This is a genomic window from Nocardia cyriacigeorgica, assembly GCF_010858045.1.
Taxonomy (GTDB): domain Bacteria; phylum Actinomycetota; class Actinomycetes; order Mycobacteriales; family Mycobacteriaceae; genus Nocardia; species Nocardia cyriacigeorgica_E.
This window is the reverse complement of sequence record NZ_JAAGVC010000006.1, coordinates 164,175-179,889: the sequence shown is the minus strand read 5'-3', so window position 1 is coordinate 179,889 and position 15,715 is coordinate 164,175. Positions and strand designations below refer to the sequence as shown.

The following is a 15,715-nucleotide window of genomic DNA, read 5'->3' as shown; positions in this document are numbered from 1 at the left end:
AACTCGGCCGGGCGGAGCGGCGGCAGCTCGCCCCGGATGTCGCCGCTCACCCCTCGCGGCCGAATTACTTTGCGGTTCGCTGGAATTCGAACGAACCCGGCTTGTGTAGCGCGTTCGTGGTGAGTGTTCCGACGATCCGGCCCGGCCCCGGATCGAAGCGGATCTGGGTGCCGCCGGTGCCGTAGATCTGCTGGTGGACGGTCCCGGCGGCCCCGGTATCGAGGTTGCGCCAGTTCACCGCCACCTCCACCGAGCACGGCCCGATCCCGTGCAGCGCGCTGACAAGCCCGAAGTAGGGCGTGTCGGGGCCATGCGTTTCCTCGTCGTGTCGGTTGGATCGTTCAGCGATGTTCAGGGTTGGCGAAGTCGGGGCGGCAGCCGGCGTCCCATTCGCTGCGCCGGTTGCCTTCGGTGGGGAACCCGCCGGCATCGCGGAGCATCGCGGCCAGGTGCATGAGGTTGTAGGTCATAAAGGTCAGGTTGCGGTTGGTGAAGTCGTTGTCCGGGCCGCCGGAGCCCGGGTCGAGGTAGGAGGGCCCGGGTCCGGCTTCGCCGATCCAGCCGGCGTCGGCCTGCGGCGGGATGGTGTATCCGAGGTGCTGCAGGCTGTAGAGCAGGTTCATCGCGCAGTGCTTGATGCCGTCCTCGTTGCCGGTGATCAGGCACCCGCCGACGCGGCCGTAATAGGCGTACTGCCCGGCCTCGTTGAGCAGGCTCGAACAGGCGTAGAGCCGTTCGACCACCCGTTTCATCACCGAACTGTTGTCACCGAGCCAGATCGGCCCGCACAGCACAAGCATGTGCGCCGCCATCACCTGCTCGAACAACCCCGGCCAGGCATCCCGCGCCCACCCGTGCTCGGTCATATCCGGCCACACCCCGGTCGCGATGTCGTGGTCGACGGCTCGAACGACGTCGACGTGCACACCGTGCTGCCGCATGATCCCCGCCGAACGCTCGATCAGCCCGTCGGTATTACTGATCTCGGGGGAGGGTTTGAGCGTGGCGTTGATGAACAGCGCCCGCAGCCCGGTGAACCGGTCGGAAACCGCACCTTCCACCCGATCCATGCTCAGCTCCTTTCATCGAAGCAGCCGATCACTCCTCGAACTATCCGCGGGGCCTACGGGCTTGGCATTCCTCGAACGGCACGCCGGACTGCACGCAGTCGTAGAGACCGCTTTGGACATCGCCGGAGGTGGGTGGCTCACCGCAGAGCAGCCCGCAGCGCTTGTAGCCCGGCACGTCTGACCCGTCAGGGAAATGGCAACCCGAGTCGTCGCAGGTGTAGTCGCGCAGGTTGGGGTCGTGTGGCATGAGACTTCGTGACAGCGACCAGACGTAGGCATCGGTCTGTGCGACACGCGTGCAATAGACCGTTCTGCCGTCCGCAAGTTGAGCGACCGCGCCGGGATCTTGGCAGTAGTCGTTCAGATTGACCTGCTGGGTCGCGGTGGCACCGGCGGAGCCACTATCCACCAAGGGAGCGGCGGTCGCAGCGCCGGCGGATGCCGCGATGAGGGCGGCACCGAAGACGGCTCCGGCAAGTCGGGAGCGGACGGTTGTAGGTGGTGCGGCGGACTGCATCGGATCAATCCCGTTCTGTCGGCCCCGACCCGGTTCTTCGTCGACTCTAACGCTGTCCGATCACCGACACGCGCAGTTTCGGCTGGGCGGAAGCTTTACCACCAGCCCATACCCGGCCGGGCGAACTGTTGGTCCGCCTCACGGCTTCCAGGTGATGCGCCCACCCTGGAAGTCCTGCGCTTTACCGCCCTGATGGTCGTATTCGTCGCTGGTCGGGTACCCGTAGCGGCCGTTTTCGGCGCCGGCGGCGAGCCAGGTGTCGCGGATGGAGCCCCAGATGATGTGGGCGCCGGTGGCGGGGGACCAGTAGATGTCGCCGCCGTTGAAGCGGTTGAAGCGGCCGTTGTTCTTGGCGGTGGCTTCGTCGGTGATGGGGAAGCCGAGGGGGCTGTTCTCCCAGCCGACGGTGCCCCATTTGTCGCGGATGGCGCCGCCGATCTGGTGGGCGGCGGTGCCGAGGGACCAGTAGATGGAGTTGTTGCGTTCGAAGGCCTGGAACTTTCCGCCGTTGGCGTCGAGTTCCGGGGTGATGGGATTGCCGAAGGTGTTGTAGCCGCCGGCCTGGTCGTATTTGACCTCGATGGCCCCGCCGACGTCGAAGGGGCCGATCGGGCGGGCGCCGGCGGTGGTGGCGAACGCGGTGGTGAGGGCCAGGCCGGTGGCGGCAAGGGCGGTGGCGGCGGTGATCTTTCGGCGTGCCAAGTGAGCCTCCTAGGTCAGCTGGTGCGCGGTCGTTGTCGCGAGCCCGTGCTCAGTGGCCGGCGGCCCGAAACCAGCCCCTGCGCCGGTCGGCACAGGTGAAGGGCGCGGACTGCGGCGCCGCGATGCACGGACGTTCTCCTTCGGCAGATGTGGACGTGTGGCATCCCCGAATGCTCTCCAGCCCTATCGGCCCACTGGCGGGAGCCGTTAGCGTGGCCGTCGTCTCGCCGCGTGAACCGGCGCGGCGCTATCCCAGCCGACCGGCTCAGTCCGGTGGGTCGATCCGGAACCCGATCTTGACCGTGACCTGGGTGTGTGCGATGGCACCGTCGACGATGTGGCCGCGCACGCTCACCATCTCGAACCATTCGAGATTGCGCACGGTCTCGCCGGCCCGGGTGACCGCATTGGCGATCGCGGCGTCGACGCCGTCTGGAGAGGAACCGACCACCTCGATAACGCGATAGACGTGATCACTCATGAGAAGAGTGTGGCACCTGTCACACGATGCCGCGGGAGAGTTGGGTGATCAGATCTCGAGCACGTCGGCGACCGGCCGTCGCGGCGTCGAGGTGAGCGGCGCGGCGGTGTGCGCCATCCAGCCCACCCGGACCATCGCTTGCGGATAGGCGCAGTCGTGCAGCAGGCCGGCTCGGATCTCCTGGCGGGGATCCGCCATGCCGAGCGGTTCGGTCTGCAAGCTGGTGGCCAGGCCGAGATCGGTCGCGGTGAGCAATACCGCGCTGGTGGCCTCACCGGCGCGTAGCTGCGATCGCCGATCGTCGCGAGCGGTGCCGACGACCAGCCACACGGCGGCGTCGGGCTGATCGGCCGAGTCGGCCAGCGTGGCATCGGCGAAGGTGCGGACCGGAATCTCGCCGGCGGCGCGGGGCGGTGGGGCGTTACGGCCGGGTACGCCGTCGGTGCTGCGCTCGCCACCGCTCCATCGGGCGAGTTCCGCCTGGTAGGCGGAATCCGTGGCGTGCGAGGCGGCGGCGCGGCGCATGGGCCCGGCCAGCCGTGGCAGCCACGGTTCGGGGATCTGCCGGACCACGGCGCCACAGTCGGCCGCCCGCTGGGCGAGCGCGCGGATCAGCCTGGCCGGAACGGGGCGGTGCAGGTAATGGCGCCGGTCGGTCTGCCGCATCAGGATGGCCGCGGCGAGCTCGATATCGGAGTCGCTCGGCGGCCTGCGGGTGACGTCGATATGGGCCAGATGCTCCGGGTCCCGCGGATCCGGCCGGCGCTCGACGCTCGTCGCCCATCCCAAGGCGGCGAATGCCACGCGCAGGTGATGGAGCACGACGCCGCAGCTGACGACCAGCGCGCGCTGGTGGGGGTCGGTGGCACCGAGTCCGCGGCTGGTATCGGCGAACAGATCGATCCCGCGGCGACCGATCCGCCACCGCCACGGCTGGGTGTTGTGGATCGACGGTGCGCGGACCGCCAGGTTCAGCGCGATATCGGCGGTGTGGAGATCGAGGCTCGAGCAGGGCATCGGTGGGTATCCTTCCGGCCGCGAGCGTCCCCGGGGCGGCCGTAGTCATCGGGTCAGCGCCCGAGGGTAGGCCGTTTTCCCAGTTCACGACGTCGCATGGGCGACCGCCGCCCGGTCGGCCGAAGGGTGCGCACAGCGCCGCGGTCGGACCATGGGAGGCGAAAGGGCCGGGCGCCGAATGACTCTGGGTACCGCTGAACACCGATCGACAGCTCGGCTATGAATTCGCTCATAGTGAGGTTTCGATCGGCTCGAACCGGGGTCGTGCTGCACGGCGCCGGCCTGGACCGAGGAACTCAGACATCGAGCACATGCGGCAACCCCGCCCGGAAGCGGTCCGCGTCCAGCTGCTTGGCGGCCGCGAAGATCGGCAGGTCGACGAGTGGGTGGATGACCGCTCGCGGCGCGGGGTCGTCGGCGGCGTCGAGGATGGCGTTGGCGGCCGCGCGCCCGGCCTCGTTGGCACCTTCCATGGTGGCGAGGTCGATGTTGGTGCGCACATGGTCGCCCCCGAAGAACAGATTCGGGATGGCGCAGCGCGCGTCGGGACGATGCTGGTAGGAGCCGACGGTGTTGACCAGCAGTGGAGTCTCGTTGTAGGTGGTGCCACCGGACCAGCTGATGCCCGGATCCAGGTGCCAGGAGTGGATGTCCTCGGCCCGCAGCCAGCCGGTGCCGGTATTGAGCCACTGCTCGAGCTGGGCCCACACCTCGCGGGCGATCTCGTCCTTCGAGCACTGTTTGGCGGTTTTGCCGAAGAGGATGCCGGGGGTGTCCCAGTCGGAGACGTCGACCGACAGGCATTCGACCGCGCGCCCGTCACCGTAGCGCTGCGCGAAATCGCCGACCCACATCGGTGCCTGACGCAGCGCGGTGATCGCCCACGGCGAGCCGAGCGCGGCGATATGGCCTTCGGGGATCTCGGTGGGCCGGGTCAGGTAGTACTGGATGCCGACCATCCAGTCGGTCACCAGTTCGGCCATCCCCGCCAGCCGCGGATCTGCGGCCAGGATCGCCGGGCTCAGCAGCGGCACCGTTCGCTCCACTGGCATCGCGCAGATGTACCAGTCCGCCTCGACCCGCGTGGCGGCGCCGCCGGAATCGATGACGGTGGCACCGGTGATGCGTCCGCCCTGGAGGTCGAGCGCGGTCGCGCGCTGATCCATCACGAACCGCACGCCCCGCCCGCGCAGGTACGCGACCCACGGATCGATCCACGCCTCATTGGTCGGGCGATTGAGGATCCGGTCGATTCCCGCCGCGTATTGCGGGATCAGCCCGGTGCCCGCCAGCACCAGCGCCTCACCGATGGTGCCGATGGTGCGTGCCGAGCTCATATGCGGTTTGGCGGCCACGGTGATGCGGGTCAGCGCCGACACCAGGTAATCGCGGTAGGCCTGTGATTTTCCGTCCGCGCGCAGAATCTGTTCCCAGGTCAGGTACTCCCACTGCCCGAACCGCCGTTCGGTGGACGAGGTGAACCACATCATCATCTGTTTGGTGAAGAACGCCAGCTCGGCGGGCGGCAGCTCGGGGATGAAGCCGAAGGCCGTGACGAGGGTGTTCTGCAACAGTTCCGGCGTGAGCTGCCCGATCGCGGCCGGCTCGACCGGAAGGAACACCGGTGGCCTGCCGCGGAATCCGGCGACGGTGCCCTCGACCCGCACCAGATTTCCCGCCACGCCGTCCGGATTGCCGGGAAACGGTATGCGCCGCATGGTGTCCGGGAGATTCTGATAGCAGCCGGGGAAGAAACGGAAGCCGTGCTCGCCGGGCAGATCGAGCCTGCCGTCGGTGGCGGTACCGGGAACGCCGAGACTGCGGGCCTTACCGCCGAGATAGGCCGGCTCGTACACCGTCACCGTGTAGCCGCGTTCGATGAGCTCGTGTGCGGCCGACAGCCCGGCCACCCCGCCGCCCAGGATCGCGACATCGCGGTTGCCGCGTGCACCGGGGGAGCGGCGGACAGGGGTCGCACCAGAGGTGGCCGCACCGAGCGATAGCGCCGCTCCCGCTCCCGCGACGACGGCACCGCGCAATACATCGCGACGGGTCCAGGACGGGGCCGTATTCGATGGCGATTCAGACATCTTCGTCTCCAGCGCGGGAAGGGTGAGCGATCGGTGCGGGTGTGAGCGGAGGTGCGGGGGCGCGGTAACGATTGGCGCGCAACGCGGTTCGTGCCTCGTGCCAGTCGGCGGCCGCCTCGCGCAGTTCACGGGTGACGTCGGCCAGCACCGCGCCTGCGGCGGTCGGCGTGTGCCGGAGCGCACCGGCAGCCAGCCCGACCGCCCGGCGCGGCGTGAACACCGCGCCCGGTTCGGTGGTGCGGGAGAAGATGCCGGTCACCGCGGCGGCCAGGGACGGGTCGCGGGTAGCGGTGCGATAGAGCTCGATCTCCAAGGGATGCATGTCTTCTGCCCGGGCGAGCCGATTGGTCCACTGGTAGATCGGCAGGCACTCGCGAAGGCGTCGATCGGCCCAGTGCGACATGGCGAGGTCGAGGGCTTTCGGATGCTCGAGCAGCGGGGCAGCGGCGTCGGCGAGCAATCGGCCGTAGCGCAGCGCATCGCGAATGCCCTGGGCGGTGACCGGATCCTTGAAATGTCCCGCGTCCCCGGCCAATGCCCAGCCCGGTCCACTCGAGCGCCGGAAGTACGAGGCGATCCCGGTGGCGGCCCGGACCCGGCCCACCCGCTCGCATTCGCGCAGCCGCTCGGCGAGGCCGGGAATCCGGGCGATCGCCTCGAGGTAGCGCTGTTCGGCGCGGCCGGGTCCGAGGCCGGTTTCCTCGCTGACGGGTGGCTGGACCAGCGACAGCAGCAGCCCGTCGTCGCAGGGAAACGCCGTGCCCAGGTCGCGTCCGGCACGCCACTGGGCGGCAACGTGACGCCACGATGAACTGTCCTCGCGCCAGTACGCGTAATAGCATTCCCGGCCGCTCGGGGCGTGCAGGAACGGCTCGAGTGCTCCGCACAGCCGCGCCACCGTGCTACGCCTGCCGTCGGCGCCGATCACCAGCGGGGCCCGCAGCTCGACGAGCGTGTCCGCGTGGTCGCGATACCGCACCCCGGCACATCGATCGTGCTCCCACACCAGCTCCACCACCCGGCAGCGCTCGCGCACGTCGGCGCCGGCCGTGCGCGCCGCGCCGACCAGAACCGCGTCCAGCCCCGTGCGGCGCACGCACATCGCGTAGTCGATTCCGCCGGCCGGGGTGAATTCCGAGGGCACCCGATAGCCGGCACCCGCGGCGAAGGCCGACGTCAGCCGGGGCGCGCCGAGTGCTTCGACCTGTTCGAGCACGCCGAGCGCGTGCAACTCGGCGAGTCCACCCGGCCAGAGCAAATGGGTCGAGAGCGTGTCGGACGGGAAGTGCGCACTGTCGAGGACGATGACGCGCCGCCCCATCCGGGCCATCGTCATGGCGACGGCGGAGCCCGCGCAGCGCGCGCCCACCACGATGACATCGGTGTATTCGACCGCAGTACTGGAGGAATCGGCCATTTCTCACGCCTCGGTCATCGCGTCTCGGACACTATGTCCGATTGATGGTGAACGTCTGCCGCCCCGCTGTCAACGGGCGATGGTGCTTCGGCCGGATATCCGCGCCCCGAGGCACAATGGCCGCATGGAGCCCTCCGAGCGAGCCAGCAGCCGATGCCGTCGCTGACGCGCGTCCCGCGCGGCGGCCGCAAGCCGTCCGACGATCGCCGCGCCGAATTCGAACGGCGCGTGCTGGCAGCCGTCGAAGAGCTGCTCGCCGACGGCACCCCGTACACCGAACTGGCCGTGCAGAAGATCGCCGCCGCCTCGCAATCGGCGAGATCGACGTTCTACCGGTACTTTCCGGACAAGAGTCAGTTGCTGATCCGGATGGCCGACCTGGCCACCACCGATCTGTTCGATGCCGCCGAACAGTGGTGGACCGCCGATCACAGCGACGGCGTCGACGGTGTGGTGCAAGCGATCCGGGCCATGATCGCCGGCTTCCGCACCCATCGCTACTTGCTCCTGGCGCTGACCGAGGTTTCCGCCTACGACCGTGACGTCGGCGCGTATTGGCGTTCGCGGGTCGCTACCTTCGCCGCGATGGTCCGGGCCCGCCTCGACAGCGACCGCCGGGCCGGGAAGATCAGCTCCGCCGTCGACCCGACGGCGACCGCGGTGGTGCTGACCTCCATGGTGGAACGCTCCATCGCGGTCGCGTTCTCCGCCGATACCGGCATCTCCGACGACGTCCTGGCCGACTCGCTCGGACGCGCGATCTGGCTCGTCGTCTACGGCGACGCGCCGCGCGCCACGCCGTGACGCGCCGCTGGATCGTGTGTCTTCCCTCGGATCGCGAAGGCGTGCTGTTCAATTGATCCGGTCAGCGTGTTTCCAGCGACGAGCGCACTAGGAGACGACATGGCACGGCCCCCGATGAACATCGGGCACCGGGCGGACTGCATCGTCAGCCGCAGATGATTCCGCGGCGTCGCGGTCGGTCGTTTCCGCACATGCCGCGATGCCAGGAGTCCTGAGACGGAAATCTCCAGCATCACTCAGCATCCGAAAAGGAGCACGAACGTGAGCATGATTCTCGTTGCGCTGCACGACAGCTACGGCGCGGTGGTCGCACAGATCGGCAACCCCACCCCGGAAGCACCGCCGTTGGCGGACAAGATCATGCAGATGACCCGGTACCTCACCTGGTTCGTTCTGCTGTCCGGCGTCGCCGCGATCACCTACGGCGGCGGCCGATTCGCCTGGGAGAAGTGGAGCGGCGGCGGGCTGCAATCGCCGAAGATGGTGGCCGGCGCCATGGCCGGCGGTGTCGTCGCCACCAGCGCGGGCACCATCATGAACGCGGTGATCGGCGCCTGAGGCCGATCACGGGCCGGTATGCGGGTGGCGGCGCGCCACCCTGCCGACACCCGCATACCGCCGCCGATGGATCGCCGGGCACGCCGGCGACTCGAACGGCCATTGTGGCCGAAACGTAACCTGCATCCACCGGTTCGGAACCGCGGAACCCACGCCGGCATGTTCTGCTGAATCGGTGACGTCAGTTCCCGCTGAATCGCACACCCCGCGCGGCCCCTGCCGCTGAACGGACGTTTGCGGCGAAACCGTACAGCGGACGAGAGGCAGACTCACGTGGCGTCGAACGAACACACCGGTGGTTCCATCGAAGACCTGCTGATACGCAGCGGACGATTCTTCACCCCCGGCGACATCTCACCGGATCGCCGCACGATCACCAGGGAAGGCGGCCGCGAAGGCGACGTCTTCTACCGCGACCGCTGGAGCCACGACAAGGTCGTGCGTTCCACCCACGGCGTCAACTGCACCGGCTCCTGCTCGTGGAAGATCTACGTCAAAGACGACATCATCACCTGGGAAACCCAGGAAACCGACTACCCGTCCGTCGGACCCGATCGCCCCGAATACGAACCGCGCGGCTGCCCGCGCGGCGCCGCATTCTCCTGGTACACCTACTCACCCACCCGCGTGCGCTTTCCCTACGTGCGCGGCGTCCTGCTCGACCTCTACCGCGCCGCGAAAGCAGAACACGGCGACCCGGTGACGGCGTGGGCCGCGATCCAGGCCGACCCCGCCCGGCGAAGCAGCTACCAGCAGGTCAGGGGCAAGGGCGGACTGGTACGGGTGAGCTGGGAGGAAGCCACCGAGATCATCGCCGCCGCGCACGTGCACACCATCAAGACCTACGGCCCGGACCGGATCGCCGGATTCTCGCCGATCCCCGCCATGTCGATGGTGTCGTTCGCGGCGGGTTCGCGCTTCGTCGAACTGCTCGGCGGGGTGATGACCTCCTTCTACGACTGGTACGCCGACCTGCCCGTCGCGTCACCGCAGGTCTTCGGCGACCAGACCGACGTCCCGGAATCCGGGGACTGGTGGGACGCCGCGTATCTGATGATGTGGGGCTCCAATGTGCCCGTCACCCGCACCCCGGACGCGCATTGGATGGCGGAGGTGCGCTACCGCGGCACCAAGATGGTCAGCGTCAGCCCCGATTACGCCGACAACACGAAGTTCGCCGACGAATGGATGCCGTGCGCGGCGGGCACCGACGGTGCGATGGCGATGGCGATGGGGCATGTCATCGCCACCGAATACTTCGTGCGACGGCGTGAACCGTTCTTCGTCGACTACGTTCGCCGCTACACCGACCTGCCGTTCCTGATCAAGCTGGAGGAGCGCGACGGACGGCTGGTACCTGGCAAGAACCTGACCGCCGCCGATCTGGGGGAGAGCTCCGAGAACGCCGCCTTCAAACCGATCCTGCTGGACGGCGCCACCGGTGAACCCGCGGTGCCGCATGGCTCGCTCGGGTTCCGTTTCGGCGCCGAGGGCGTCGGTAAATGGAACCTCGACCTCGGCGATCTGGTGCCCGCGCTGACGGTCGCCGCGCGCGACGGCGACACCGCCGTCATCACATTGCCGCGGTTCGACAGCCTCGACGGCCGCGGCAGCACCATCGAGCGCGGTGTTCCGGTGCGCAGCGTGGCCGGCCACCGGGTCTGCACGGTCTTCGACCTGATGCTGGCCCAATACGGCGTGGCACGACAGGGCCTGCCGGGACGATGGTCCAGCGGTTACGACGACCCCGATTCACCCTGCACGCCGGCCTGGCAGGAGCCGATCACCGGCGTCTCCGCCGCTCAGGTGATCCGCATCGCCCGCGAATTCGCCGACAACGCCATCGCATCCGGTGGGCGCTCGATGATCATCATGGGCGCGGGCATCTGCCAGTGGTTCCACGGTGACGCCACCTACCGCGCCATCCTGAGCCTGCTGATGCTGACCGGATCGATGGGCCGCAACGGCGGCGGGTGGGCCCATTACGTCGGGCAGGAGAAGTGCAGGCCGGTGACGGGCTGGGCGACCGTCGCCATGGGCACCGACTGGCATCGGCCGCCTCGCCAGATGGCGGGTACCTCGTACTGGTACGTGCACACCGACCAGTGGCGTTACGACGGCTACCGCGCCGACGCCCTGGCCGCGCCGACCGGGCGGGGCAGATTCCGCGGTAAGCACACCATGGACGTGCTGGCCTCGGCCGCCGCGATGGGCTGGACCCCGTTCTACCCCCAATTCGACCGCTCCACCCTGGAATTGGCCGACGAGGCCCGCGCGGCCGGCGCCGACCCGGCGGCGTACGTGACGCAGCGATTGGCCGATGGGGAGCTGACGTTCGCGCTCGCCGACCCGGACGCTCCGCAGAACTGGCCGCGGGTGCTGAGCGTGTGGCGGGCCAATCTGCTCGGATCCTCCAGCAAAGGCAACGAGTACTTCCTGCGGCATCTGCTGGGGACGACGTCGAATGTGCAAGCCGAACCGGCCGGACCACACCTGCGCCCCGCCGACGTCACCTGGCACGAGCAGGCCCCCGAGGGCAAGCTCGATCTGCTGATGTCGATCGACTTCCGGATGACCTCGACCACGATGCTGTCCGATGTGGTGCTGCCCGCGGCCACCTGGTACGAGAAATCGGACCTGTCCAGCACCGATATGCACCCCTACATTCACGCCTTCACCCCCGCCATCGACCCGCCGTGGGAGGCGCGCTCGGATTTCGACGCCTTCGCCGCGATAGCCCGCCGCTTCTCCGTCATGGCCGAGAAACACCTGGGCAAGCGCACCGATCTGGTGCTCGGGACGTTGCAGCACGATACGCCCGGTGCGATGGCCTATCCCGGTGGCGCCGAGAAGGATTGGCGAACCACCCGGGTGGCGCCGGTGCCCGGCGCGACGATGGGGCCGCTGGTCGCGGTCGAGCGCGACTATCCGGCGCTGGCGCAGCAGTGGGCGGCGCTCGGTCCGCTCGTCGAATCGGCGGGCCTGACCACCAAAGGCGTGACGGTGCACCCGGATCAGGAGGTCGCCGAGCTCGCCCGTAAGCACGGTGTGATGAATTCCGGTGTGGCGGCGGGCCGTCCGGCCCTGGATAGTGCCGAGAAGATGGCCGAGACGATCCTCGCGCTCTCCGGCACCTCGAACGGCAGGCTCGCCGTACAGGGGTTTCGCGAGCTCGAAAAGCGCACCGGGCGCCCGCTCGCCCATCTGGCCGAGGGCAGCGAGGAGCGCCGGATCACCTTCGCCGACACCCAGGCCCGTCCGGTGCCGGTGATCACCAGCCCGGAGTGGTCCGGCAGTGAGACCGGCGGACGACGGTACGCGCCGTTCACGGTGAATATCGAACAGCTCAAACCGTTCCACACGCTCACCGGCCGCATGCATTTCTATCTCGATCACGACTGGATCGAGGAGCTCGGTGAGCAGTTGCCGATTTACCGGCCGCCACTGGATATGGCGCTGTTGTTCGCGGAGCCCCGGCTGGGGTCCGGCCGCGACGGTGTCGGGCTGACGGTGCGCTATCTGACACCGCATTCCAAATGGTCGATCCACTCCGAATATCAGGACAACCTGCTGATGCTGTCGTTGTCGCGGGGTGGTCCGACGATGTGGATGAGCCCCGGCGACGCGGCGAAGATCGGTGTCGCCGACAACGACTGGGTGGAGGCGGTCAACCGCAACGGCGTGCTGGTGTGCCGCGCCATCGTCTCCCATCGGATGCCCGAGGGCGTGGTCTATGTCCATCACGCCCAGGAACGCACCATCGACGTACCGCTCACCGAAACCACCGGCAATCGCGGCGGCATCCACAATTCACTGACCCGGCTGCTGATCAAACCGTCCCACCTGGCCGGCGGCTACGCGCAGACCTCGTTCGCTTTCAACTATCTGGGCCCGACCGGCAATCAACGCGATGAGGTGACCGTGGTGCGTCGCCGCAGCCAGGAGGTGCGGTACTGATGAAGGTGATGGCGCAGCTGGCGATGGTGATGAACCTCGACAAATGCATCGGCTGCCATACCTGTTCGGTGACCTGCAAACAGGCATGGACGAACCGTTCGGGCACCGAGTACGTGTGGTTCAACAACGTGGAAACCCGCCCGGGACAAGGCTATCCACGAACCTACGAGGATCAGCGACGCTGGCGCGGCGGCTGGGTCCTCGACCGTAAGGGCCGCCTGCGATTGCGCGACGGCGGTAGGCTCGCCAAGCTCGCGCGCATCTTCTCCAACCCGAAGATGCCCGCCATGGACGACTACTACGAGCCGTGGACCTACGACTACGACAACCTCACCAACGCACCGCTGGGTGATCAGATGCCCGTCGCGCCGCCGCGCAGCCTGCTCACCGGTGAACGGATGAAGGTCGGCTGGTCGGCCAACTGGGACGACGACCTCGCCGGCTCACCGGAGATCGTGCCGGGCGATCCCGTCCTCGCGCAGGTCAGCGAGAAGATCCGGCTCGAGCTGGAACAGACGTTCATGTTCTATCTGCCCCGGATCTGCGAACACTGCCTCAACCCGGCCTGTGTGGCGTCGTGCCCGTCGGGGGCGATGTACAAGCGCACCGAGGACGGCATCGTGCTGGTGGATCAGGACAAATGCCGGGGCTGGCGGATGTGTGTATCCGGATGCCCCTACAAGAAGGTGTATTTCAACCACAAGACCGGCAAGGCCGAGAAATGCACCTTCTGTTATCCGCGCGTGGAGGTCGGCATCCCCACGGTCTGCGCGGAAACCTGTGTGGGCCGGCTGCGCTACATCGGACTGATGCTCTACGACGTGGACAAGGTGCTCGCCGCCGCGTCCGTCGCCGATGACCGCGACCTCTACCGAGCGCAGCTCGACACGTTGCTCGATCCCAGCGATCCGGAGGTCGTCGCGGGCGCCCGCGACCGAGGCATCCCGGACAGCTGGATCGAGGCCGCGCGACGCTCGCCCGTCTACGCCCTGATCACGAAATACCGGGTGGCGCTGCCCTTGCATCCGGAATACCGCACCATGCCGATGGTCTGGTACGTGCCACCGCTGTCGCCGGTGGTGGATGCGGTCAGTCGGGACGGCCACGACGGCGAAGACGCCGGCAACCTGTTCGGTGCGCTGGAAGCCCTGCGGATACCCATGGAATACCTGGCGGGCCTGTTCACCGCGGGCGATACCGAGGTGGTCGCCAACGTGCTGCGCAAGCTGGCCGCGATGCGCTCGTATATGCGCGACATCAACCTGGGTCGCGAGCCGCAGGGCAGTATTCCGGCGGCGGTCGGTATGAGCGAAGAGCAGATCTATGAGATGTACCGGCTACTCGCGTTGGCGAAATACGAAGACCGGTACGTGATTCCGTCGGCCTATGCCGAGGAGGGACATCGGCTCGAGGAGGCGGTGAGCGAATGCGCGCTGGATTTCGACGGTGGGCCGGGCATGTACGGCGAGGGGCCGTTCGGGGAGTCCAGCGGGGGACCGGTTCCGGTCGCGGTGGAGACATTTCACGCGCTGCGGCAGCGGCAGACCAGTGAATCCTTCGGTGCGACCGCGCGCAATCCCTCCCGGGTCAATCTGCTCAATTGGGACGGCAATGGCGTTCCCGAGGGCATGTTCCCGCAGCACAACGGCCACCGGGGGACGGACCGATGAGGTGGCGGCGCCACCATGACAACCGGGCCGCGCATCGACTGGTGTGGCAATCGGCCTCGCTGCTACTGGCCTACCCGGACGACGCGCAGTCCGCGCGGCTCGCCACCGTCGAGACCTTGTGCGATCGGCTCGGTGATGAGCACGCCGAACCACTGCGTGCGACCGTCGGATATCTGCGGCGAACAGCGTTGTCGGAGGCGGCGCGGCACTACGTCGACACCTTCGATCTGCAGCGACGCACGACCTTGCTGCTGACCTACTGGACCGACGGCGACACCCGCAACCGCGGCACGGCCATGCTCGCCTTCGCGCAGGCCTATCGGGCGGCCGGTGCCGCACCGCCGAAGGGGGAGGCCCCGGACCACCTGGCCGTGGTGCTCGAATTCGCCGCCACCGTCGACCCGCGCATCGGCGGCGAGCTGCTCACAGCGCACCGTCCGGCAATCGACGCGGTGCATACCGCCCTCGCCGAACGGCGCTCGCCCTACGCAGGCGTCCTCGGTGCGGTGGCCGCGACTCTGCCCGCCGCAACTGATCAGGACGTGCGCCGGGCTCGCGAACTGGTGGCGGCGGGCCCGCCCGCCGAGCAGGTCGGGCTGCAACCGTTCACGCTGACCGTGCCACCGCGCCGGAGTGCGCCGGAACGAGGAGGTCGCTGATCGTGTCGGCCGCGGAGATCTTCTGGGACGTGATTCCCTATGTGACACTGGCGATCCTGGCGGTGGGGACCTGGTGGCGCTACCGCTACGACAAGTTCGGCTGGACCACCCGGTCCTCCCAGCTGTACGAGAGCAAGCTGCTGCGGATCGGCAGCCCACTGTTCCACTTCGGCATCCTCGTCGTGATCGTCGGGCACATCATCGGATTGGTGATCCCGCAATCGTGGACCGATGCCCTCGGCCTGAGCGAACACGCCTATCACGTGCAGGCCTTGACCCTCGGCACCATCGCCGGTGTCGCCACCCTGACCGGCGCGGCGCTGCTGGTCTACCGGCGCCGCGCCACCGGTCCGGTCTTCACCGCGACCACGTGGAACGACAAACTGATGTACGTCGTGCTGATCGCGGCCATCGTGGCCGGCCTCGCGACGACGCTGATGGGATCGGGCGTGATCGGCGAGGAACACAACTACCGCGAGACCGTCTCGCCGTGGTTCCGGTCGATCTGGATCCTGCAACCGCGCGGCGATCTGATGGCGCAGGCGCCGCTGTCGTTCCACATCCACGTCCTCATCGCGTTGACGCTGTTCGCGCTGTGGCCGTTCACCCGTCTGGTGCATGCGTTCAGCGCGCCCGTGGCCTACCTGTTCCGGCCCTACATCGTCTACCGCAGTCGTGGACATGCCCGTCCGGGGGAGCTGGTGGGTTCGCGGCCGCAGCGGCGCGGCTGGTGAGCGAGGCGGGGCGGGCCGAGCACAAGCGGCGGCGCCCCG

General features: G+C 68.2%; 13 protein-coding genes. 6 read left to right on the top strand and 7 right to left on the bottom strand.

The genetic code is table 11. The features are described from left to right. Positions 1 to 64 precede the first annotated feature (64 nt). From GV790_RS08610 to GV790_RS08580, 7 genes are all read right to left on the bottom strand, one after another. Positions 65 to 238 (bottom strand): hypothetical protein, encoded by a 174-nt coding sequence (locus tag GV790_RS08610; protein ID WP_163812319.1) that lies wholly within the window; start codon positions 236 to 238, stop codon positions 65 to 67. Positions 239 to 341: 103 nt separating this feature from the next. Then, positions 342 to 1,070 (bottom strand): flavodoxin family protein, encoded by a 729-nt coding sequence (locus GV790_RS08605; protein WP_163812317.1) that lies wholly within the window; start codon positions 1,068 to 1,070, stop codon positions 342 to 344. A gap of 655 nt (positions 1,071 to 1,725) precedes the next feature. Then, positions 1,726 to 2,289, bottom strand: a complete 564-nt coding sequence (locus GV790_RS08600; RefSeq protein ID WP_163812315.1) for an LGFP repeat-containing protein — start codon at positions 2,287 to 2,289, stop codon at positions 1,726 to 1,728. A 265-nt stretch (positions 2,290 to 2,554) separates the two neighbouring features. Then, positions 2,555 to 2,770, bottom strand: coding sequence for a dodecin (locus GV790_RS08595; protein WP_163812313.1), 216 nt, complete (start codon positions 2,768 to 2,770; stop codon positions 2,555 to 2,557). A 48-nt stretch (positions 2,771 to 2,818) separates the two neighbouring features. Then, positions 2,819 to 3,787 (bottom strand): Acg family FMN-binding oxidoreductase, encoded by a 969-nt coding sequence (locus GV790_RS08590; protein ID WP_163812311.1) that lies wholly within the window; start codon positions 3,785 to 3,787, stop codon positions 2,819 to 2,821. Positions 3,788 to 4,083: 296 nt separating this feature from the next. Next, on the bottom strand, positions 4,084 to 5,877 hold the full coding sequence (locus GV790_RS08585; RefSeq protein WP_163812309.1) for a hydroxysqualene dehydroxylase: 1,794 nt from the start codon (positions 5,875 to 5,877) through the stop codon (positions 4,084 to 4,086). Beyond that, positions 5,870 to 7,294 (bottom strand): NAD(P)/FAD-dependent oxidoreductase, encoded by a 1,425-nt coding sequence (locus tag GV790_RS08580; protein WP_163812307.1) that lies wholly within the window; start codon positions 7,292 to 7,294, stop codon positions 5,870 to 5,872. The genes GV790_RS08585 and GV790_RS08580 overlap by 8 nt, the downstream gene beginning before the upstream one ends. A 153-nt stretch (positions 7,295 to 7,447) precedes the next feature. Between GV790_RS08580 and GV790_RS08575 the strand changes: the two genes are divergently transcribed. From GV790_RS08575 to narI, 6 genes are all read left to right on the top strand, one after another. Next, positions 7,448 to 8,098 (top strand): TetR/AcrR family transcriptional regulator, encoded by a 651-nt coding sequence (locus tag GV790_RS08575; RefSeq protein WP_163812305.1) that lies wholly within the window; start codon positions 7,448 to 7,450, stop codon positions 8,096 to 8,098. 267 nt (positions 8,099 to 8,365) lie between these two features. Further along, on the top strand, positions 8,366 to 8,656 hold the full coding sequence (locus GV790_RS08570; RefSeq protein WP_171048237.1) for a hypothetical protein: 291 nt from the start codon (positions 8,366 to 8,368) through the stop codon (positions 8,654 to 8,656). A gap of 273 nt (positions 8,657 to 8,929) precedes the next feature. Continuing rightward, positions 8,930 to 12,613 (top strand): nitrate reductase subunit alpha, encoded by a 3,684-nt coding sequence (locus tag GV790_RS08565; RefSeq protein ID WP_163812303.1) that lies wholly within the window; start codon positions 8,930 to 8,932, stop codon positions 12,611 to 12,613. Further along, positions 12,613 to 14,283 carry a nitrate reductase subunit beta gene (gene narH, locus GV790_RS08560; RefSeq protein WP_163812301.1) on the top strand — a complete coding sequence of 557 codons (1,671 nt, stop codon included), beginning with the start codon at positions 12,613 to 12,615 and terminating at the stop codon, positions 14,281 to 14,283. Before GV790_RS08565 ends, narH begins: the two co-directional genes overlap by 1 nt. Beyond that, positions 14,280 to 14,942 (top strand): nitrate reductase molybdenum cofactor assembly chaperone, encoded by a 663-nt coding sequence (narJ, locus tag GV790_RS08555; RefSeq protein WP_163812299.1) that lies wholly within the window; start codon positions 14,280 to 14,282, stop codon positions 14,940 to 14,942. Before narH ends, narJ begins: the two co-directional genes overlap by 4 nt. Before the next feature lie 2 nt (positions 14,943 to 14,944). Then, positions 14,945 to 15,676 carry a respiratory nitrate reductase subunit gamma gene (narI, locus tag GV790_RS08550; protein WP_163812297.1) on the top strand — a complete coding sequence of 244 codons (732 nt, stop codon included), beginning with the start codon at positions 14,945 to 14,947 and terminating at the stop codon, positions 15,674 to 15,676. Positions 15,677 to 15,715 lie beyond the last annotated feature (39 nt).

Coding starts and splice junctions, on each gene's coding strand:
- GV790_RS08605 (WP_163812317.1), bottom strand. CDS start 1,070: ATGGATCGGGTGGAAGGTGCGGTTTCCGACCGGTTCACCGGGCTGCGG.
- GV790_RS08595 (WP_163812313.1), bottom strand. CDS start 2,770: ATGAGTGATCACGTCTATCGCGTTATCGAGGTGGTCGGTTCCTCTCCA.
- GV790_RS08590 (WP_163812311.1), bottom strand. CDS start 3,787: ATGCCCTGCTCGAGCCTCGATCTCCACACCGCCGATATCGCGCTGAAC.
- GV790_RS08585 (WP_163812309.1), bottom strand. CDS start 5,877: ATGTCTGAATCGCCATCGAATACGGCCCCGTCCTGGACCCGTCGCGAT.
- GV790_RS08580 (WP_163812307.1), bottom strand. CDS start 7,294: ATGGCCGATTCCTCCAGTACTGCGGTCGAATACACCGATGTCATCGTG.
- GV790_RS08575 (WP_163812305.1), top strand. CDS start 7,448: ATGCCGTCGCTGACGCGCGTCCCGCGCGGCGGCCGCAAGCCGTCCGAC.
- GV790_RS08570 (WP_171048237.1), top strand. CDS start 8,366: ATGATTCTCGTTGCGCTGCACGACAGCTACGGCGCGGTGGTCGCACAG.
- narH (WP_163812301.1), top strand. CDS start 12,613: ATGAAGGTGATGGCGCAGCTGGCGATGGTGATGAACCTCGACAAATGC.
- narJ (WP_163812299.1), top strand. CDS start 14,280: ATGAGGTGGCGGCGCCACCATGACAACCGGGCCGCGCATCGACTGGTG.